The following is an 18,455-nucleotide window of genomic DNA, read 5'->3' as shown; positions in this document are numbered from 1 at the left end:
GGTGCGCATGCGCGGGTTCTTGCAGGTGAGACATGATGTCCAGCAAGCGGAAAAGGCAACAGATGAGTGCCACCTACTGCCGCGCGTATCTGGTGACGTTGGGGCTGCTGTTGGGCGGTGGCGGCGCTGCGTTCGCGTTGCTGGCCCGGGGCAGTGTGTCCGGTTCGGCGCTGGGCCTGGCGCTGCTGGTCGGCATCGTGGGTGTGGCGCTGCTGGCGTTCGGTTTCTGGGGGCCGTCGCGACGGATGGAATCCTGGGCGGAGGCGGCGTCCGGGCATGAGGTCGCGCTGGTGCTAATGGTGCTGGCGTATCCGGTGTACCTGGTGATGGCACCGCTGTACGCGCGCAAATGACCGCAGTCGATGGCGCTGCTGCTGCGCCGGATTGCCGGGGTGGTTTCCGCGGCGGCAACAGCGGTGGCATGTGCCCAGGCCACACGTAGCGCGTTGTGGGACGTGTGCTCTTCGATAGGGCGCGGCAGCGGGCGTCAGGACGTTGCGGTGCCGTTGCAATGATGACGTGGTTGGTGCGTCTGCGCTGATTGCCTACTTTTTTGACTGCGCATGGCGCGGTCGCATGCCTTGGAGAATGGAAAGATGTTGAGCAAATTCGCGCCACTGTCGCTTGCGGTGGCCATCGCGGTGACGCTCTCGGCGTGTGGCCGCTCCGAGGACACCGCCAGGCCGGCACCGGCCGCACCGCCGGCCGCGCCGACCAGGGTCGATGTGTCCAAGCTCGATGCGCCGATCGTGGCCTTCGGAGTCAACGACCTGGATCCGGCCATCAACGCGTGCCAGGACCTCAACGGCTTCGTCAACGCCAAGTGGCTCAAGGCCAACCCGGTGCCGTCGGACCGCACCAGCTGGGGCAGTTTCGAGGTGCTGGCCGAGCGTTCGCTGACCATCCAGCACGCGTTGGTGGAGCAACTGGCGCGCGGCAACCTGTCGGCCGGCTCGGTGGACGCCAAGATCGCCGACCTGTGGCGCACCGGCTCGGACGAAGCGGCGATCGACAAGGCCGGCATCACGCCGCTGCAGCCGCAGCTCAAGGCGATCGAGGCGCTGACCGATGCGCCGTCCATCGCCGCGTGGTTGCGCGACAGCTATGCCAAGGGCCAGGGCTTCCTGTTCTCGTTCGGCGCCAATGCCGACTACAAGCATTCCGAACAGATGATCGCCTACGCAGGCCAGGGCGGTCTGGGCTTGCCCGAGAAGGGCTATTACACCGATCCGGCGCAGGCCAGGATCCGTGAGCAGTACGTGGCCTACATCGCGCGCGTGCTGGAGTTGTCCGGCATTCCCGCCGCGCAGGCGGCCACGCAGGCCAAGGCGGTGATGGCGTTCGAAACCCGCCTGGCCGCCGCCTCGCTGTCGCGCATCGAACTGCGCGACCCGGCCAAGCGCTACAACCCGGTCGATGTGGCCGGTGCCAACGCGGTGACACCGCATTTCGACTGGCAGGCGTTCTTCAGCGCACTCAAGGTGCCGGCAGGGACGTTCTCGCTGAGCCAGCCGGGTTACTTCGCCGAACTCGATGCGATGCTGGCCGATACGCCGGTGGAAACCTGGAAGGCCTACCTGCGTTTCCACAGTGTGGACGAGGCGGCACCGTATCTGGCCAAGCCGTTCGAGCAGGCCAACTTCGATTTCTATGCCAAGACGCTGCGTGGCCAGCAGGACATGCTGCCGCGCTGGAAGCGCACCTTGAATGCGGTCAACGAGGCGATGGGCGAGGCACTGGGCCAGCTGTACGTGCAGTCCGCATTCCCGGCCGAGTCCAAGCAGCAGATGCAGCAGCTGGTGCAGAACCTCTCGGTGGCGCTCAAGGCGCGGCTGGAACAGCTCGACTGGATGAGCGCGGAAACCAAGCAGCGCGCGCTGGAGAAGTGGGCCAGTTTCACGCCCAAGATCGGCTACCCGGATCAGTGGCGCGACTGGTCGGGCCTGGAGACCCGGGGTGACGGATTCCTGGCCAACATGCAGGCCGCGCAGGCATTCAACTATCGTTACATGCTGGACAAGATCGGCAAGCCGGTCGACAAGCGCGAGTGGCATATGACCCCGCAGACGGTCAATGCGTACTACAACGCCACCCGCAACGAGATCGTGTTCCCGGCGGCAATCCTGCAGCCGCCGTTCTTCGACCCCAAGGCCGACCCGGCATTGAATTACGGCGGGATCGGCGCGGTCATCGGGCACGAGATGATGCATGGCTACGACGACTCGGGCAGCCAGTTCGATGCCAAGGGCAACTTCGATACCTGGTGGACCGATGCGGACCGCACGCTGTTCACCCAGCGCACCGACCAGCTGGTGGCGCAGTTCGACGGCTATGAGGCGATTCCTGGCGTCAACGTCAAAGGCAAGCTGACCCTGGGCGAGAACATCGGCGATCTCGGTGGCCTGACCGTGGCCTATGACGCGCTGCAGATGGCATTGAAGGAACAGCCCGGCGCCAACAAGGACATCGACGGTTATACGCAGGACCAGCGCTTCTTCATGAACTGGGCCACGGTGTGGCGCCGCAACTTCACCGACGGCGAATTGCGCGTGCGCCTGAACACCGACCCGCATGCGCCGGCCAATTTCCGCGCCAATGGTGCGCCGTCGAACATGCCGGCATTTGCGCAGGCGTTCCAGTGCAAGCCGGGCGATGCGATGGTGCGTGGCGACAAGGATCGCGTTGCGATCTGGTAAGCGGCATCGCATCCGGCGCGGACTGTTGCGACAGTCCGCGCCGGGAAACCCGCTGTTTTTGCGCGTTTGTCGAGCTCGCTTGTGCGCTTGCGTCTGCACATCGACATGCAGGTGCAGCATCTAGACTGCCGCGCTCTGCAACACGGGGGCGGCAGTGGCGAGGCGAAAAATCATCAAATGGGTGGGCATCGGTGCACTGGCGCTCCTGCTGGGCAGCGTGCTGTCGCTGTACGGCTACGGACGCTTTGCCGATCGTCAGCGTGGTGCGGTGAGCCACGCGCTGCCTGCCACGGCGATCGCCACGTCGATCGATCGGGTGGTCGCGCCGCTGCAGCAGGCACATGCCGGTCAGACCGGCATGGTGATCCTGCCCGACAATGTCGATGCGTTCGCGGTGCGTGCGCTCACCGCGCGTGCGGCCGGGCGCAGCCTGGATCTGCAGTACTACATCTGGCATGCCGACTTCACCGGCAACCTGCTGCACAACGAACTGCTGCATGCGGCCGATCGCGGCGTGCGCGTGCGCCTGCTGCTGGACGACATGAACATCCATGGCAGCGATTCGGTGCTGGCGGCGCTGGACAGCCACCCGATGATCGAGATCCGTCTGTTCAATCCCACCCGTGCGCGCGAAGGCACGCTGATGCGCGGGGTGGAGATGGTGCTGCGCATGTTCAGCATCAACCGGCGCATGCACAACAAGGCCTGGATTGCCGATGGCCGGATGGCGGTGGTGGGTGGCCGCAATGTGGGCGATGAATACTTCGATGCGGCGCGCGACACCAATTTCATGGACATGGACGCGGCACTGATGGGGCCGGCCGTGGGCCAGGCCGAGCAGGTCTTCGATGCGTACTGGAACAGCCCCAATGCCCTGCCGCTGGCTGCGCTGGTGACCGCCAAGCCGCAGGCGCTGGATGCCTTGCGCGGCAGCCTGGATGCGGGCCTGGAGTCGGCACGCGCGCATCCGTATGTGCAGCGGCTGCGCCAGTCGCCCAGCGTGCAGGCGTTGACGCAGGGCCAGCGCCAGGTGCAGTGGCTGGACCAGGCGCGCATCGTTTCCGACCCGCCGGAAAAGGCCGAGGGCGCACCGCCGCAGGCGGACTGGATGACGCCGGTGTTGATCGGCGAAATGGCGCATGCGCAGCGCGAACTGAAGGTGATCTCGCCGTACTTCGTGCCGGGCGAGGACGGCATGCGCTGGATCGGCGCATTGCGTCGGCGCAACGTGCGCGTGAGCGTGTTGACCAACTCGCTGGCAGCAAACGATGTGGTTGCCGTCCACAGCGGCTATGCCGATTACCGGGTGCCCCTGCTCATGCAAGGCGTGCGCCTGCACGAGCTCAAGCCGATGGGCAAGCCGGACGGCAGCCTGTTCGGCTCCAGCGGTGCCAGCCTGCACACCAAGGCGTTCGTGGTGGACGACAGCAGCGGCTTCATCGGCTCGTTCAATCTGGATCCGCGCTCGATGAACCTCAATACCGAGATGGGCCTGCTGTTCAACGACCGCGCAGTAGCCGCGCAGCTGGAGCAGGTCTACAACCGCAAGATCGGCGCGCCGGTGAGTTACCGCGTGACCCTGGAGCAGGGCGAGTTGCGCTGGCACGACGATGCGGCGCAGCCGCCCGAGGTGTGGTCGCAAGAGCCGGCCGCGAGCGTGTGGCGGCGTGGCGCGGCAGCGGTGATGGGCTGGTTGCCGCTGGAGTCGCAGTTGTAATTGCGCCGTTTGCGCGTGCGGCGCGCTACTGCAGCTGCGTCACGATCTCGCGCGCCATCGCGCCCAGCGGCAGGATGCGGTCGGCGCCGCCGCGTTTGATCGCTTCCTTGGGCATGCCGAACACGATGCTGGTTTGTTCGTCCTGCGCCACCGTGCGCGCGCCGGCCTGGCGCATTTCCAGCAGCCCGGCAGCGCCGTCGTCGCCCATGCCGGTCATGATGATGCCCAGCGCATTGCTGCCGGCCGCACGCGCGGCCGAGCGGAACAGCACATCCACCGACGGACGGTGCCGGTTGACCGGCGGGCCTTCCATCACTTCGACAAAATATTGCGCGCCACTGCGGCGCAGCAGCAGATGCTTGCCGCCAGGCGCGATCAGCGCGCGGCCCGGCATCACCCGGTCGTTGTTGGCGGCTTCTTTCACTGCGATCTGGCACAAGCCATTCAGGCGCGCGGCGAAGGCGGCGGTGAATTTCTCCGGCATGTGCTGCACGATCACGATGCCGGGGCAGACGCGCGGCAACGCGGTCAATACTTCCTCAAGCGCCTGGGTGCCCCCGGTGGAGGTGCCGATGGCGACGATGCGCTCGGTGGTCTGCGCCAGCGCGCGCCCGCTTTGCGCCGGCAGGATCACATCGGCGGTGTGCTTGACCTCCGCTTCCAGCGGCGCTGCGGCAACCCGCGCGGCCAGCCGCTTGACGTTGGCGCGTGCGGCGCTGCGCACGGTATTGACCAGTTCGTCGGCCGAGTCGGTGAGGAACTGCTTCAGCCCCAGGCGCGGTTTGGTCACCACGGCCACCGCACCGGCGGCCAGGGCATCCATGGTGACGCGTGCGCCTTTTTCGGTGAGCGTGGAACAGATCACCACCGGGGTGGGGCGTTCGCTCATGATCTTGCGCAGGAAGGTGATGCCGTCCATGCGCGGCATTTCCACATCCAGCACGATCACGTCCGGCCATTGCTTGCGCATCTTCTCGATCGCCAGCAGCGGGTCGGCCGCGGTGGCGATGACCTCGATGTCGGGCGCGTCGTTGAGCACGCCCACCAGCACCTGGCGCACCACCGCCGAGTCGTCGACGACCATGGCCTTGATGGCATCGGTGCGGGCAATGGGGCTGGCGGCAGGGCGGTTGAAGGCGGTCGACACGGCGGATCCTTGGCTCAGGCCTTGCGGAAGATCGAGGGTGCCACCTGGACCAGATCGATGTCGAGTTCGCTCAGGCTCTCCGAATGACCGATGCAGAAATAGCCGCCCGATTTGAGGTTGGACAGCACACGCAGGATGACCTCGCGCTTGGTCTGGCCATTGAAATAGATCATCACATTGCGCAGGAAGATCGCATCGAAGCTGCCCAGCATCGGCAAGGCCGTATTGAGGTTGGCATGCACGAACCTGACCCGGTCGCGCAGGCGCCGTTCCACCAGCAAGGTGCCGTCGTATTCGCCCTGGCCACGCAGGCAATAGCGCTTGAGATAGGGCTGCGGAATGCCGTCGATGCGCTGCAGGGCGTAATGCCCGGTGCGCGCCTTGGCCAGCACGCGGGTGCTGATGTCGCTGCCGACCACTTCGAACGGCCGTCCCTGCAAGCTGTCGTCCAGCACCATCGCCATGCTGTAGGCCTCTTCGCCGCTGGAGCTGGCCGCGCTCCAGCAGCGGAACGGCAGGCCGCCGCGATGTTCGCCGGCCAGCTTGCGCAGCAGCTCGAAGTGCTTGGGCTCGCGGAAGAAGTAGGTTTCGTTGGTGGTCAGCAGGTCGATCGCGGTCTGGATCTCGGCGCGGTCCTGGCGGCTTTCCAGCAACTGCAGGTACTGCGTGTAGGTGCTGAACTGGTGTTCGCGCAGGCGCTTGCCCAGCCGGCCGCACAACATGGCTTTCTTGCCGGTGGAAATGCTGATGCCCGCCGCTTCGAAGATGAAGCGCTGGAAGCGGCCGAACTCCTGTTCGGTGATGGCGGTGGCTGTGCTCATGGTCAGGCGACATCCGCATCGCTGGGCAGTGCGTTGCCGCACAGGCGTGCGATGCGCACGGCGTGTTCGCGCCACCATTCCGACAGCATCGGCCCGGGCATCGGCGAGCCCATCAGGTAGCCCTGTGCCAGATCGCAGCCCAGCTCGCGCAGCAGGCGCCAGTCCTCCGGCGTTTCCACCCCTTCGGCCACGGCGGTGAGTTCGAGCCGGTGGGCCAGTTCCAGCGTGGATTCGAGCACGGTGCGCTGACTGCGGCTGCGATGTGCGGCATGCACGAAGCTGCGATCCAATTTGAGTTCGGTGAAGGGAATGCTGGCCAGGCGCTGCAGCGAGGAAAACCCCGTGCCGTAGTCGTCGATCGACAGGCCGAAGCCGTGCAGGCGCAGGCGCGCCAGCATGCTCAAGGCATTGGCCGGCTCCACGATGGCGCTTTCGGTGAGTTCCAGCACCAGATCGGCAGGGCTCAGGCCGTTGTCGCCCAGCTTGCCGCACAGCTGTTCGAGAAAGCCCTGCTCGCCGAGCAGGTTGGGCGACAGGTTCAGCGCCAGGCTCAGCTCCAGGCCTTCTGCGCGCCAGTCCACCAGTTGCGCGACCGCCATGTCGATCACCTGCTGGGTCAGGGCATGGATCAGGCCCTCGCGTTCGGCCAGCGGAATGAAGCGGTCCGGCCCGATCATGTCGCCTTGCGGGCGGCGCCAGCGGGCGAGCGCTTCCACGCCGCGCAGGCGACCATCCTTCAGATCGAGCTTGGGCTGGTAGGCCACGCGGATTTCGCCGCGGCGCATGGCCCGGTCCAGCCGCGAGGCAGCCGCGCCGCCGCTGGACATCAGCGGCGAGATCGCCGCCTGGGCAAACGCGGGCGCGTTCGTGGCCAGTCCCGGCTCGCACTCAAGCACGTTGGCCAGGTCCTGCAGATGCATCGGCTTTTCGATGCCGCCGAGCACGCGCACGCCGGCGCTGCGGCTGAGCTGCATCACCGCATCGATCAGGGCGCCGCCGCGCTGCGAGACCACCACCACCGGCACGCTGTACTTGCCGCGTGCCAGCGCATCCAGCAGCTGCACGCCATCCATGCCCGGCATTTCCAGATCGATCAGCAGCAGCGATGGGGCCACTGCACTGCTCAGCCAGGCCAGCGCGGCGTGGCCGTCGACTGCGCCGTCGACGGCGACGGCGCCGAGCTGGCGGCACAGCGCCATCGCGTGTTCGCGCTGGACCACGCTGTCGTCGACGACCAGTACCGGGCCGTCCAGCGCGCAGCTGCAGGAGAGAAGGGTGGGGCGCATGGGAGTCCTTGCGTGCAGGCTGGACATGTCAGGCTGCCAGGTCGGCGACAGGCAGCTGGGCGAGTGCGTCGTTGCCCAGCACCGCGTCGGCGTCGAGCAGGATCACGAAGCGCTCGCCGATCCTGGCCATCGCATGGATGCATTCGCGTGCGATGCCGGCGCCAAAACTGGGCGCGTCGGCAATCGCATCGGGCGCGATTTCCAGCACCTCGCTCACCGCATCCACCAACAGGCCGAGCACCTGATGCGTATGGCCATGGGCGATCTCCACGATCACGATGCAGCTGCGCTTGGTGATCGCGCTGGCGTTGCGGCCGAAGCGCTGCTGCAGATCCACCACCGGCACCACCGCGCCGCGCAGGTTGATCACCCCGCGCAGGGCCGGCGGCATCATCGGCACGTCGGTCGGCATGCGGTATTCGATGATTTCCTTGATGCCGAGGATGCCCAGGCCGAACATTTCCGTGCCCAGCACAAAGGTCAGGTATTGCTGCGGCGCCGTCGATGGCGGCGCGACGGCGGTTGGCATGGTGCTGGCTGCGCTGTGCGGTTGCATCGTCGTGTCCTCAGAAGCTGGCGAACTGCGATTCGTCGATCGCATCGGCGGTGGCTGCCACCGCGCTGAACTGGCGCACGTTGCTGCGACGCGGCGGCGCGCTGATTGCGGTGCTGCTGCCGTGCGGTGCGATCCGGCGCGGGCCCGGCTTGTTGCTGGGCGATGCCGCCGCGCGCGCGCCATTGCCGAGCCGGAAGAAGCCCATCAACTGCTGCAGTTGTTCGGCCTGCGCGCTCATTTCTTCCGAGGTGGCGGCCAGTTCTTCGGCATTGGCGGCGGCCGACTGCGTGGTCTGGTTCAACTGGCCGACGGCGGTGTTGATCTGGCTGACGCCGGCGGTCTGTTCTTCGGAAGCCGCGGCGATTTCCTGCACCAGGTCGGAGGTGCGGCGGATCGAGGGCACCATCTCGCCGAGCACGCGGCCGGCGCTTTCGGCCAGGTCCACGCTGGAGCCGGCCACCTCGCCGATCTCCTGCGCGGCGATCTGGCTGCGCTCGGCCAGCTTGCGCACTTCCGCCGCCACCACCGCAAAGCCCTTGCCATGTTCGCCGGCACGCGCGGCCTCGATGGCGGCATTGAGCGCCAGCAGGTTGGTCTGGTAGGCGATGTCGTCGATGATGCCGATCTTCCTGGCGATGTCCTTCATCGCCACCACGGTGGCGCGCACGGTGTCGCCGCCATCGGCCGCCTCGCTGGCAGCCTTGGCGGCCATGCTGTCGGTGACGCGCGCGTTCTCGGTGTTCTGCGCGATGGAGGCGGTCATCTGTTCCAGCGAGGCGCTGGTCTCTTCCACCCCGGCCGCCTGTTCGCTGGCGGCCTGCGCCAGCGCCTGTGCGGTGGCACTGACCTGTTCGGAGGCGCTGGCCAGGTTCTCGGCGTTGCGGTTGACCTCATCGACGATCTCGGTCAGCCGGCTCATGGTGGTGTTGACGTAGCGCTGCATGTCGGCGAAGGCGCCTTCGTAGCGGCCTTCCACGGTGTGGGTGAGGTCACCGTCGGCCATCGCGCCCATCACCTGGATCACCTCGGAAATGCTGCGCAGGTTGCCGCGCGCACGCTCCACGGTGTCGTTGATGAAGGCCTTCTTGCCCGGCAGCTGCGCCAGCGGTGCCTCGAAGTTGCCGCGGCCGAATTCGGCCACCACGCCCATTGCCAGCTTCTTGACCGCGATATGCGCGCCCACCATCTGGTTGATGCCGGTGGCCATGCTGCGGAAATCGCCGTCGAAACCGCTGCTGTCGATGACCACGTCGATATCGCCGGCTTCGTGTTCGGCCGACATGTGGTTGATCTCGCGGATCAGGCCGGTGAGGTTGCCGCGCACCTGTTCCAGGGTCTCGTTGATGAAGCGCTTCTTGCCCGGCAGCAACGGCAGCTGCGCGGTGAAGTTGCCGCGGCCGAACTCGGCCACGCAGGCGATGGCCTGTTTCTTGACCGCGATGTGGCTGCCCACCATTGCATTGATGCCTTCGGCCATGCGGCGGAAATCGCCGGTGAAACGTTGCGTGTCGATGACCACGTCGATATCGCCGGCCTCGTGCTCGGCCGCCATGTGGTTGACCTCGGCGACCATGCCGGTGAGGTTGCCGCGGATCTGCTCGACGATCTCGTTGATGAGGGCCTTCTTGCCCGGCAGGCGTTCCAGCTCGGCGGAGAAGTTGCCGCGGCCGAACTCGGCCACGCAGGCCATGAGCTGCTTCTCGATCGCGATATGGTTGGCGACCAGGCGGTTGATGCCTTCGCCGGTGGTGCGGAAATCGCCGGCGAAGCGTGCCACGTCGATGCGCGCGTCGATCTCGCCGGCGTCGTGTTCCTGCCAGACGCGGTTGATCTCCTCGTTGACGTGGGCGATGTTGCCTTGCACCTTGCGCAGTGCACGCAGCACCTCGCAGGCCTGCTCGTCGCGCAGCTGCGGCAGGGCGACGGCGAAGTTGCCACGCGCGAATGCATCCAGCGTGGTGGTGGCAAGCTCCAGCGAGCCGGTCGCGATGCGGATCGCATGGAGCAGCAACGCACCGCTGACGAGTGCGGCCAGGACGCTGGCGGCGAGCAGGGCGCCGTGCGACAGCGTCAGCGCAAAGCCGGCGACCACCACCACGACAGGCAAGGCAAGGGCGAGGGCGGCGGTGAACCACAACTGCGTGGCGATCGGGAGACGGTGTGACATGGCGGCAGCTTCCTGGGGTCAGGGAACAACGAACGAGGCGGTGATGTGGGGAGTGCTTGTGTGGTGACTCAGGCCGCCAGGGCGTCCTGGTTTGGATGCAATTGCTGCAGCAGGCTGGGTACGTCGAGAATCAGCGCGACATCGCCGCTGCCCAGGATGCTCGAACCGCTGATGCCCTTGACCTGTGCGAAGACCCTGGACAACGGCTTGATCACGGTCTGCCATTCGCCCAGCAAGGTGTCCACGACCAGCCCGAAACGCTGCGCGCCCTGGCGGATCACCACGATGCTCTCGCGCGCAGGCGTCCTGCCGCCGAGCGCGAACAGCTCGCGCAGGCGTACATACGGCAGCACGCTGCCACGCAGGTCGATGTAGTCGCTGCTGTAGTCGGGCGTGAATTCCACGCATTCCTCCACCACGTCCAGCGGCACCACGAACACCGATTTACCGACGCCGACCTGGAAGCCGTTGATGATGGCCAGCGTCAGCGGCAGCCGCACCGATATGGTGGTGCCCAGGCCTGCGGTGCTGTCGATCTCCACGGTGCCGCGCAGCGCGGTGATGTTGCGCTTGACCACGTCCATGCCCACGCCGCGGCCGGACAGGTTGGTGACCTTTTCGGCGGTGGAAAAGCCCGGCTCGAAGATCATCGCGAACACCTCGCGGTCGCTGAGCTGGCGGCCCGGCTCGATCAGGCCGCGTTCCAGCGCCTTGGCCAGGATGCGGTCGCGATTCAGGCCGCCACCGTCGTCGGTGATCTGGATGACGATGCTGCCGGAGTCGTGATAGGCATTCAGGCCCACGGTGCCGCGTGCGGGCTTGCCGCGTGCCACGCGCACCTCCGCCGGTTCGATGCCGTGATCCATGGCGTTGCGCACCAGATGGGTGAGCGGGTCGCCGATCTTTTCCACCACCGACTTGTCCAGTTCGGTGTCTTCGCCGGCCACGACCAACGCGATGTCCTTGCCGAGTTCGCGCGCCACGTCGTGCACCACGCGCTGGAAGCGGCTGAAGGTGCCGCCGATCTTGACCATGCGCAGTTGCAGGGCGCTTTCGCGCACCTCTTCCACCAGGCCGGCCAGGATCGAGGCCGATTCCAGCAACTGTGCATCGCCGGTGCGCTGCGCGTTGGCATTGGTGCCGGCCACCGCGATGATGAGTTCGCCCACCAGGTCGATCATGCGATCGAGCTTGTCGGCGTCCACGCGGATCGAGCGCGCGTCGGCGTTGCGTGCGCCGGTGTCCTGCTGCGGGCGTGCCGACGCTGCGGCCGGCACGCCCGCCAGCACGCCGCTAACCGGCGCGGCCGCAGCCATGACCGGCTCGTCTGCAAGCACGGCACTGGCGTCCATCGGTGCCGGTACCGAGATGATCTCCAGGTCGCAGTCCTCGCGTACGAACTCGAACACGTCCTCGATCGCGGCACGGTCGGCATCGCTGCGCAGCAGGATCCGGAAGCCCAGGTAATTGGCTTCCGGATCCAGCGCTTCGAAGCTCGGCAGCCCGCTGACATCGGTATTGATCGACTCGACCGAGCCCAGCCCGCGCAGGTTGCGAATCAGCTTGAGTGGCGAATTGCCGTAGCGCAGCGCATCGGCGAACAATTTCAGCGTGATGCGCCAGTAACCGCTCTGTTTCTCCGGGGTGTTGTGCTGGACGGCCGTGGCAGTGACACCGCAGGCGCTGACCTGCAGGTAGGTCTGCAGTTGCGCCAGCAGGGGCTCGGCCTCTGCAGTCAGGGCGTCGGCATCGGCGTGAGCCGGATCGGCCGCAGTTTCCACCAGGGCGTGGATGTGGTCGCAGCACACCAGCAGCAGCGCGATCAGTTCCGAGCTCAGCGTCAGTGCATCGTCGCGCAACAGGTCCAGCACGCTTTCCACGACGTGGGTGAAACCGACCAGCTGCGGCAGATCGAACAATCCACCCGAGCCCTTGATGGTGTGCGCCGCACGGAAGATCGCATTGACCGCATCCGGCGAGGACTCGCCACGCTCGGCTTCGAGCAGGTGACGTTCCATGTCTTCGAGCAGGTCCCGGCTTTCGGCCAGGAAGGTCTGCATCAGCTGGTTCATGTCCATGCGTGTCGCCGGTCCCTTAGTGAATGCGTTCGCCGAGACCCGCAACCGCATGCGGGTACAGCGCTTCGAGCAGGCCGAGCAGTTCGATCACATCGACCACCGCGCGGCTGGAATCGGTCAGCGAGAACGGCCGGCCGTCGGCCTGGATCGCCTGCTTGGTCGCCAGCAGCAACTGCAGGCCGGTGGTGTCGATCTCGCTGACCGCCCCCAGGTCCAGATGCAGCCCGCCCGGATGCAGCAAGGCCGGCTGCAGCAGCGGCTTGAGTTCGGCAGCGCGACGGATGGTCATCTCGCCTTCCAGGGCAAGCGTCAGCGGCGCGGGTAGATCGGACAGTGGCGTGTTCATTGATGCCTCAAGCGATGCGATGGCGCACGGTTGCGTGCCATGACGCGGAAGAAGGTCGTCCGGCGTGGGCTTGCGTGGGCAGTGCTGCACACGGGGATCACACCGGTCCATGCAGGTATCGGCGCGTGACAGGAATATTTAGGCCAAATTCAGTGCAGTGACGAATTTGAGAAGGCCATCACTGCCTGGGCATTAATTGCTCAGCTTTGTCGCAAGCAGGCTCAGGACACCAATGTCCTGGACAGTCCCGCAGGACAGATAGCCGCATTCCCGCCGACTTCTTGAGTGCCTGCGGCGTGAGCTGGTGCACGGCGGCTGCAGCAAAGACGCCCCAGACAGGTCGCCTGCCTCCTGCACCGGCAGCGCAAGGGGCATGGCTTTAGCGGAACTGCCGCATTGGATCGGCGGCACTGTGCGCAGTGCCTGCAACGCGGTCGGCGCGTGCTGGCGTCATCAGGCCGGGCGCGGCGCCCAAGGCAGGCGCAGCCGACCGCAGCGCGGTCTCATCTTGGCGCCAGCATCGTCAGCAGGCCGCGCGCGGCGTTGAAGCGGTCCGCGCCTTCCGGCAGCGGCAGCTTGATGCGCAGCTTGTCCGGGCCGTCCATCGTGTAGATCTTCGGCTGCTTCTGGATCATCTGGATCACCGCCACCGGGTCGATCGCCGGTTTTGCCTCGAAGACCAGGCGACCGCCGTTTTCGCCCAGGTCCAGCTTGCGCACGCCCAGCGCATTGGCCTGCAGCTTGAGCTCGGCAATGGCGAACAGGTGCTTGACCGGGTCCGGCAGCAGGCCGAAGCGGTCGATCATCTCCACCTGCAATTCGCGCAATGCATCGGCATCGCGTGCGCTGGAGATGCGCTTGTACAGCGTCAGCCGCGTATGCACGTCCGGCAGGTAATCCTCGGGAATCAGCGAGGCCACATGCAGCTCGACTTCGGCGCCGCGGACTTCCTCGCCGGCATCCAGATCCGGCAGCTTGCCCTGGCGAATGCTGCGTACCGCGCGTTCCAGCAGCTCGGTGTACAGGCTGAAACCGACCTCGGCCATCTGCCCGCTCTGGTCCTCGCCCAGCAGCTCGCCGGCGCCGCGGATTTCCAGATCGTGCGTGGCCAGGGTGAAGCCGGCGCCGAGCTCGTCCATGGAGGCGATCGCTTCCAGGCGTTTGGCCGCATCGGAGGTCATCGAGCGCCGGTCCGGCACCACCAGATACGCGTAGGCGCGGTGATGCGAGCGGCCGACGCGGCCGCGCAGCTGGTGCAGCTGGGCCAGGCCGAAGCGGTCGGCGCGGTTGATGATGATGGTGTTGGCGTTGGGAATGTCGATGCCCGACTCGATGATTGTGGTCGACAGCAACACGTTGAAGCGCTGCTTCTGAAAATCCAGCATCACCCGCTCCAGCTCGCGCTCGGGCATCTGCCCGTGGGCGATGCCGATGCGCGCTTCCGGCACCAGTTCGGACAGCTCGCGCTGCATGCGCACGATGCTTTCCACATCGTTGTGCAGGAAGTACAGCTGCCCGCCGCGACTGAGCTCGCGCTGGAAGGCCTCGCGCAGCAGCGCGTTGTCCCAGGCAGTGATGAAGGTCTGCACCGCCAGCCGGTTCGGTGGCGGGGTGGCGATGATCGACAGGTCGCGCAGCCCGGCCATGGCCATGTTGAGCGTGCGCGGGATGGGGGTTGCGGTGAGCGTGAGCAGATGCACGTTGGCGCGCATCGCCTTGAGTGCTTCTTTTTGCCGCACGCCGAAGCGCTGCTCTTCGTCGACCACGACCAGGCCCAGGTCCTTGAACTTGACGTCCGGCTGCAGCAGCCGGTGCGTGCCGATGATCACGTCGATCTCGCCGCTGGCCACCTTCTCCAGCTCGGCCTTGATTTCCTTGGTGCTCTTGAAGCGCGACAGCACTTCCACCTTCATCGGGTAGTCGGCGAAGCGGTCGCGGAAATTGCGGTAATGCTGCTCGGCCAGCAGCGTTGTCGGCACCAGCACGGCAACCTGCTTGCCGGCGCTGGCGGCGGCAAACGCGGCGCGCACCGCGACCTCGGTCTTGCCGAAGCCGACATCGCCGCAGACCACGCGGTCCATCGGCTGGCTGCTGCCCAGGTCGCGCAGGGTCGCATCGATGGCCGCCAGCTGGTCGCCGGTTTCCTCGAACGGAAAGCCGGCCGCGAACGGCTCGTACATCGTCCGGTCCACCTGCAAGGCCAGCCCGGCGCGTGCGCGCCGGCGCGCCTGGATCTCCAGCAATTCGGCCGCCACGTCGCGGACCTTTTCGGCCGCCTTGCGCTTGGCCTTGGTCCATTGCTCGCCGCCCAGCGAATGCAGCGGCGCGGTCTCGGCCGAGGCGCCGGAATAGCGGCTGATCAGATGCAGCTGCGCCACCGGCACGTACAGGCGGTCGCCCTTGGCGTATTCGATTTCCAGGAACTCGCCGGGCATGCCACCGGCATCGAGCACGATCAGCCCGCGGTAGCGGCCCACACCGTGGTCTTCGTGCACGATCGGCGCGCCTTCGGACAGCTCGCCCAGGTCGCGGATGATCGCTTCCGGTTCGCGCCCGACCCGGCGGCTGCGCCGCGGCTGGTTGGCGCGCTCGGGAAACAGCTGGCGCTCGGTCAGGACCGCAATCTGCGGGGTATCCAGCGCAAAGCCGTCTTCCAGCGGCGCCACGGTGATACCGAAGCGCAGCTTGGTGGCAGCCAGGAAGGCGGGCAGGTCGGCAACGACCTCCGGCTTCAGCTGCGCGGCGGCCAGCACTTCCATCAAGGCCTCACGACGGCCGGCGGTATCGGCGGCTACCAGCACGCGGCCGGGGTAATGGCCCAGGAACGAGGACAGCGCCTGGCCGGCCGGCGCGTCCTTTGCCGCCACCGGCAGCGGCGGCAAGGGCTGGTCGCCCAGCGCGGCGGCCTCGTCGATGCGCGGATGATCGCTGGCCCAGACTTCGATGCGCGCCAGCTTGTTGAGCCGCTCGCGCAAGGCGTCCGGCGATTGATACAGCTCGTCCGGCGTCAGCAGCGGGCGTTCCACGTCGTGGCGGCGCTGTTCGTAGCGGTCCTGTGCCTGCGCCCAGAACGTGTCGGCCGCATTGGAGACACCGGTGGCGACCAGCGGCAACACGCGCTTGTCCAGATAATCGAACAAGGTGGCGGTCTTGCTGAAGAACATCGGCAGGTAATACTCGACGCCCGAAGGCGCCAGACCCGATTTCAGGTCCTGGTACAGCGCGCTGCGCCGGGTGTCCACGTCGAAACGCTCGCGCAGGCAGGCCAGCACGCGCTCCACGCTGGCATCGTCCATCGGCACTTCGCGGCCGGGCAGCAGCTTGACGGCCTCGACCTTGTCCAGCGAGCGCTGCGATTCCGGGTCGAAGGCGCGGATGGAGTCGATATCCTCGTCCAGCAGCTCGATCCGCAATGGCGTGGCTTCGCCCATCGGAAACACGTCGAGCAAGCCGCCGCGCACCGCGAAATCGCCCGGGTCCATCACCTGCGGCACATTGCGGTAGCCGGCGCTTTCCAGCCGGCGTTTTTCCGCATCCAGATCCAGCCGCTGGCCGACCTTCAGATCGAAACTGCCGCCGACGATATAGCTCAGCGGTGCCAGCTGCTGCATCAGCGTCTGCACCGGCACGATCACCACCCCACGGGTCAGCGCGGGCAGCCGATGCAGCGCCGCCAGGCGCTGGCTGATGATTTCCGGGTGCGGGCTGAACTGGTCGTAGGGCAGGGTCTCCCAATCGGGAAACGGCACCACCGGCAACGTGGCGTGCTCGCCGAGCAAGGCGTGCAGATCCGCCTCGATCTGATGCGCGCTCTGGTTGTCGCGTGCGATCACCAGCAGCGGGCCGGCATGCGCCTCGGCGGCGCGTGCGATCGACCAGGCCAGCGCAGTCGGCGAAGACGGAGCGCGCCAATAGGCGCGGAGCTGGCCGGACTTGGGCAGCGGCGGAGAGGGGAAGGTGGTTGGCGACGGCATCAGCCGGCAATTTTATCAGAGCACCCACCACGCCCGGTCCATCCGGTGTGAAAGCCGGCCTCGGCCCGCCTGCGCAGAAGCGCGCTGCACGGTCCTGCCTTAGCTATCGACTTGCTCGTACCGGGCACCGCCTGGGCCAGCACGCCGGTGGACCAGTTGCAGTCGTAAGCGCAGTCAAAAGCCCAATCAAAAACCCAGTCGGTCGAGGGTGCGGTGCCCTCACCGCTTGCGGGACACGCCGTGAACCCATCCCTGGGGGCTCGGTGGCGGCATCCATGCCGCCACACGGTCCCGCAATCGGTGAGGGCACCGCACCAGACAGTTGGTCGGTTGTTTGAAAAGCTGGTCCGCTGCCCTGGCTTTCTTGCGGAACGAGCGGACACGTCCTTGCCCGAGCAGGGCACCGTGCCTGCTCGCAATGTGCCGACCGACCATCCCGACAGGTCCTTGCCCGCTCACCGTCGCGGGACCTTACGCGGCATGGATGCCGCGTAAGAGCCTACAGGGACGTACTTGCGGCGTGTCCTGCGATGGTGGGCGGGCAAGGGCCCTGCAGCTAAGTGACAGATCAACAATCAAAGCCGGGTGAGTCGAGGGTGCGGCGTCCTCACCGCTCGCGGGACACGCCGTGAATCCGTCCATGGAGGCTCGGTGGCGGCATCCATGCCGCCACACGGTCCCGCAACCGGCGAGGGCATTGGCTGGTTGGTTGCTTAAAAGGCGTATCCGTTGATCGGTCAGCGTTAGGGGACGCTTCCTTGTCGGAACAGCAGACCACGGTGCCTGCTCTTACCAAACACACCGGCCATCTCGACAGGTCCTTGCCCGCTCACCGTCGCGGGACCTTACGCGGCATGGATGCCGCGTAAGAGCCTACAAGGACGTACTTGCGGCGTGTCCTGCGATGGTGGGCGGGCAAGGGCCCTGCAGCCAAGTCGCAGACCAACCGCCCAAGCCGCTTCACGAATCCCGGATCCCGAATCCCAGCCCCTCAGGCATCCAGCTCCAGCACCATGCGCACCAACTCCGGCGAATCCGGGTGCGGCTGCGGCTTGAAGCCCAGCGATTCGGCCAACTGCAGCATCGGCACATTGCTTTGCAGCACGTCGCCGAACAGGCAATCCAGGTATTTGCGCCGTGCCCACTTGACCAGCTTGCGCATCAGCTGCCGTCCCAGGCCCTGGCCGGCGACGAAGCTGCTGACCAGGATGGTGTACTCGGCCTGGCGGGTGCCCGGCACCAGCGCCGCACGCGCCACCGCGCCCACCAGGGCTTCACCCGGCGGCAGCTGCTCGGCGGCCACCAGCACGATTTCGCTCTTGGGATTGGGATGGGTCAGGCGCTGCACCATCTCCGGGGTGATTTCGGCGGAAGAGCGCACGAACCGCGCGCGGATTTCCTCCGGTCCCAACAGGCTGAAAGCGCCCTGCAGCGGCGGACCGTCCTCGGGACGGATCGGGCGGAGCAGAAGCGTGCGGCCATTGGGCAGACTGAAGTTTTCATGCCAGGGAGGCATGCGATTGCGAATGGCCATGACCGGTGTTCCTTAAAGATCGGAAGATTCTGGCACCCGCCCAGCGCACAACCGTGAATGAATCCGGTGCGCCGCTGGGGGCCGTCAGGGGGTGGCAGTGCTTCCCTCATCACTGTACCGAGCGATACCGTGA

12 protein-coding genes are annotated in these 18,455 nt (G+C 66.5%); 3 read left to right on the top strand and 9 right to left on the bottom strand.

The genetic code is table 11. From position 1 onward, the window contains the following. Positions 1-35 precede the first annotated feature (35 nt). The 3 genes from H7A87_RS13425 (at position 36) to H7A87_RS13415 (ending at position 4,413) form a co-directional block, all read left to right on the top strand. Positions 36-353 carry a hypothetical protein gene (locus H7A87_RS13425; RefSeq protein ID WP_104648276.1) on the top strand — a complete coding sequence of 106 codons (318 nt, stop codon included), beginning with the start codon at positions 36-38 and terminating at the stop codon, positions 351-353. Positions 354-596: 243 nt separating this feature from the next. Then, positions 597-2,696 carry a M13-type metalloendopeptidase gene (locus H7A87_RS13420; RefSeq protein ID WP_119128028.1) on the top strand — a complete coding sequence of 700 codons (2,100 nt, stop codon included), beginning with the start codon at positions 597-599 and terminating at the stop codon, positions 2,694-2,696. Between the two features lie 154 nt (positions 2,697-2,850). Then, positions 2,851-4,413, top strand: a complete 1,563-nt coding sequence (locus H7A87_RS13415; RefSeq protein WP_119127877.1) for a phospholipase D family protein — start codon at positions 2,851-2,853, stop codon at positions 4,411-4,413. A 25-nt stretch (positions 4,414-4,438) separates the two neighbouring features. On the opposite strand, the gene H7A87_RS13410 is transcribed toward H7A87_RS13415, so the two are convergent. The 9 genes from H7A87_RS13410 to H7A87_RS13370 form a co-directional block, all read right to left on the bottom strand. Continuing rightward, the gene (locus tag H7A87_RS13410) at positions 4,439-5,578 is read right to left on the bottom strand and encodes a chemotaxis response regulator protein-glutamate methylesterase (protein WP_180497028.1); all 1,140 of its coding nucleotides are present in this window, start codon (positions 5,576-5,578) and stop codon (positions 4,439-4,441) included. Further along, positions 5,575-6,381 (bottom strand): protein-glutamate O-methyltransferase CheR, encoded by an 807-nt coding sequence (locus H7A87_RS13405; protein WP_119127880.1) that lies wholly within the window; start codon positions 6,379-6,381, stop codon positions 5,575-5,577. The genes H7A87_RS13410 and H7A87_RS13405 overlap by 4 nt, the downstream gene beginning before the upstream one ends. Positions 6,382-6,383: 2 nt before the next feature. Further along, positions 6,384-7,667, bottom strand: a complete 1,284-nt coding sequence (locus H7A87_RS13400) for an EAL domain-containing response regulator (RefSeq protein WP_104648097.1) — start codon at positions 7,665-7,667, stop codon at positions 6,384-6,386. A 28-nt stretch (positions 7,668-7,695) separates the two neighbouring features. Further along, on the bottom strand, positions 7,696-8,196 hold the full coding sequence (locus H7A87_RS13395; protein ID WP_119128030.1) for a chemotaxis protein CheW: 501 nt from the start codon (positions 8,194-8,196) through the stop codon (positions 7,696-7,698). Positions 8,197-8,233: 37 nt separating this feature from the next. Further along, positions 8,234-10,390 (bottom strand): methyl-accepting chemotaxis protein, encoded by a 2,157-nt coding sequence (locus H7A87_RS13390; RefSeq protein WP_180496694.1) that lies wholly within the window; start codon positions 10,388-10,390, stop codon positions 8,234-8,236. 68 nt (positions 10,391-10,458) lie between these two features. Beyond that, positions 10,459-12,468 (bottom strand): chemotaxis protein CheA, encoded by a 2,010-nt coding sequence (locus H7A87_RS13385; RefSeq protein ID WP_119127881.1) that lies wholly within the window; start codon positions 12,466-12,468, stop codon positions 10,459-10,461. 16 nt (positions 12,469-12,484) lie between these two features. After that, positions 12,485-12,814 carry an STAS domain-containing protein gene (locus H7A87_RS13380; RefSeq protein WP_104583126.1) on the bottom strand — a complete coding sequence of 110 codons (330 nt, stop codon included), beginning with the start codon at positions 12,812-12,814 and terminating at the stop codon, positions 12,485-12,487. 503 nt (positions 12,815-13,317) lie between these two features. Continuing rightward, the gene (gene mfd, locus H7A87_RS13375) at positions 13,318-16,788 is read right to left on the bottom strand and encodes a transcription-repair coupling factor (protein WP_119127883.1); all 3,471 of its coding nucleotides are present in this window, start codon (positions 16,786-16,788) and stop codon (positions 13,318-13,320) included. 991 nt (positions 16,789-17,779) lie between these two features. After that, positions 17,780-18,322 (bottom strand): GNAT family N-acetyltransferase, encoded by a 543-nt coding sequence (locus H7A87_RS13370; protein ID WP_024939889.1) that lies wholly within the window; start codon positions 18,320-18,322, stop codon positions 17,780-17,782. Positions 18,323-18,455 lie beyond the last annotated feature (133 nt).

It is taken from the genome of Xanthomonas sp. CPBF 426, from assembly GCF_903989465.1.
Taxonomy (GTDB): domain Bacteria; phylum Pseudomonadota; class Gammaproteobacteria; order Xanthomonadales; family Xanthomonadaceae; genus Xanthomonas; species Xanthomonas euroxanthea.
The sequence above is the reverse complement of the archived record's forward strand: the minus strand, read 5'-3'. Positions and strand labels throughout refer to the sequence as shown.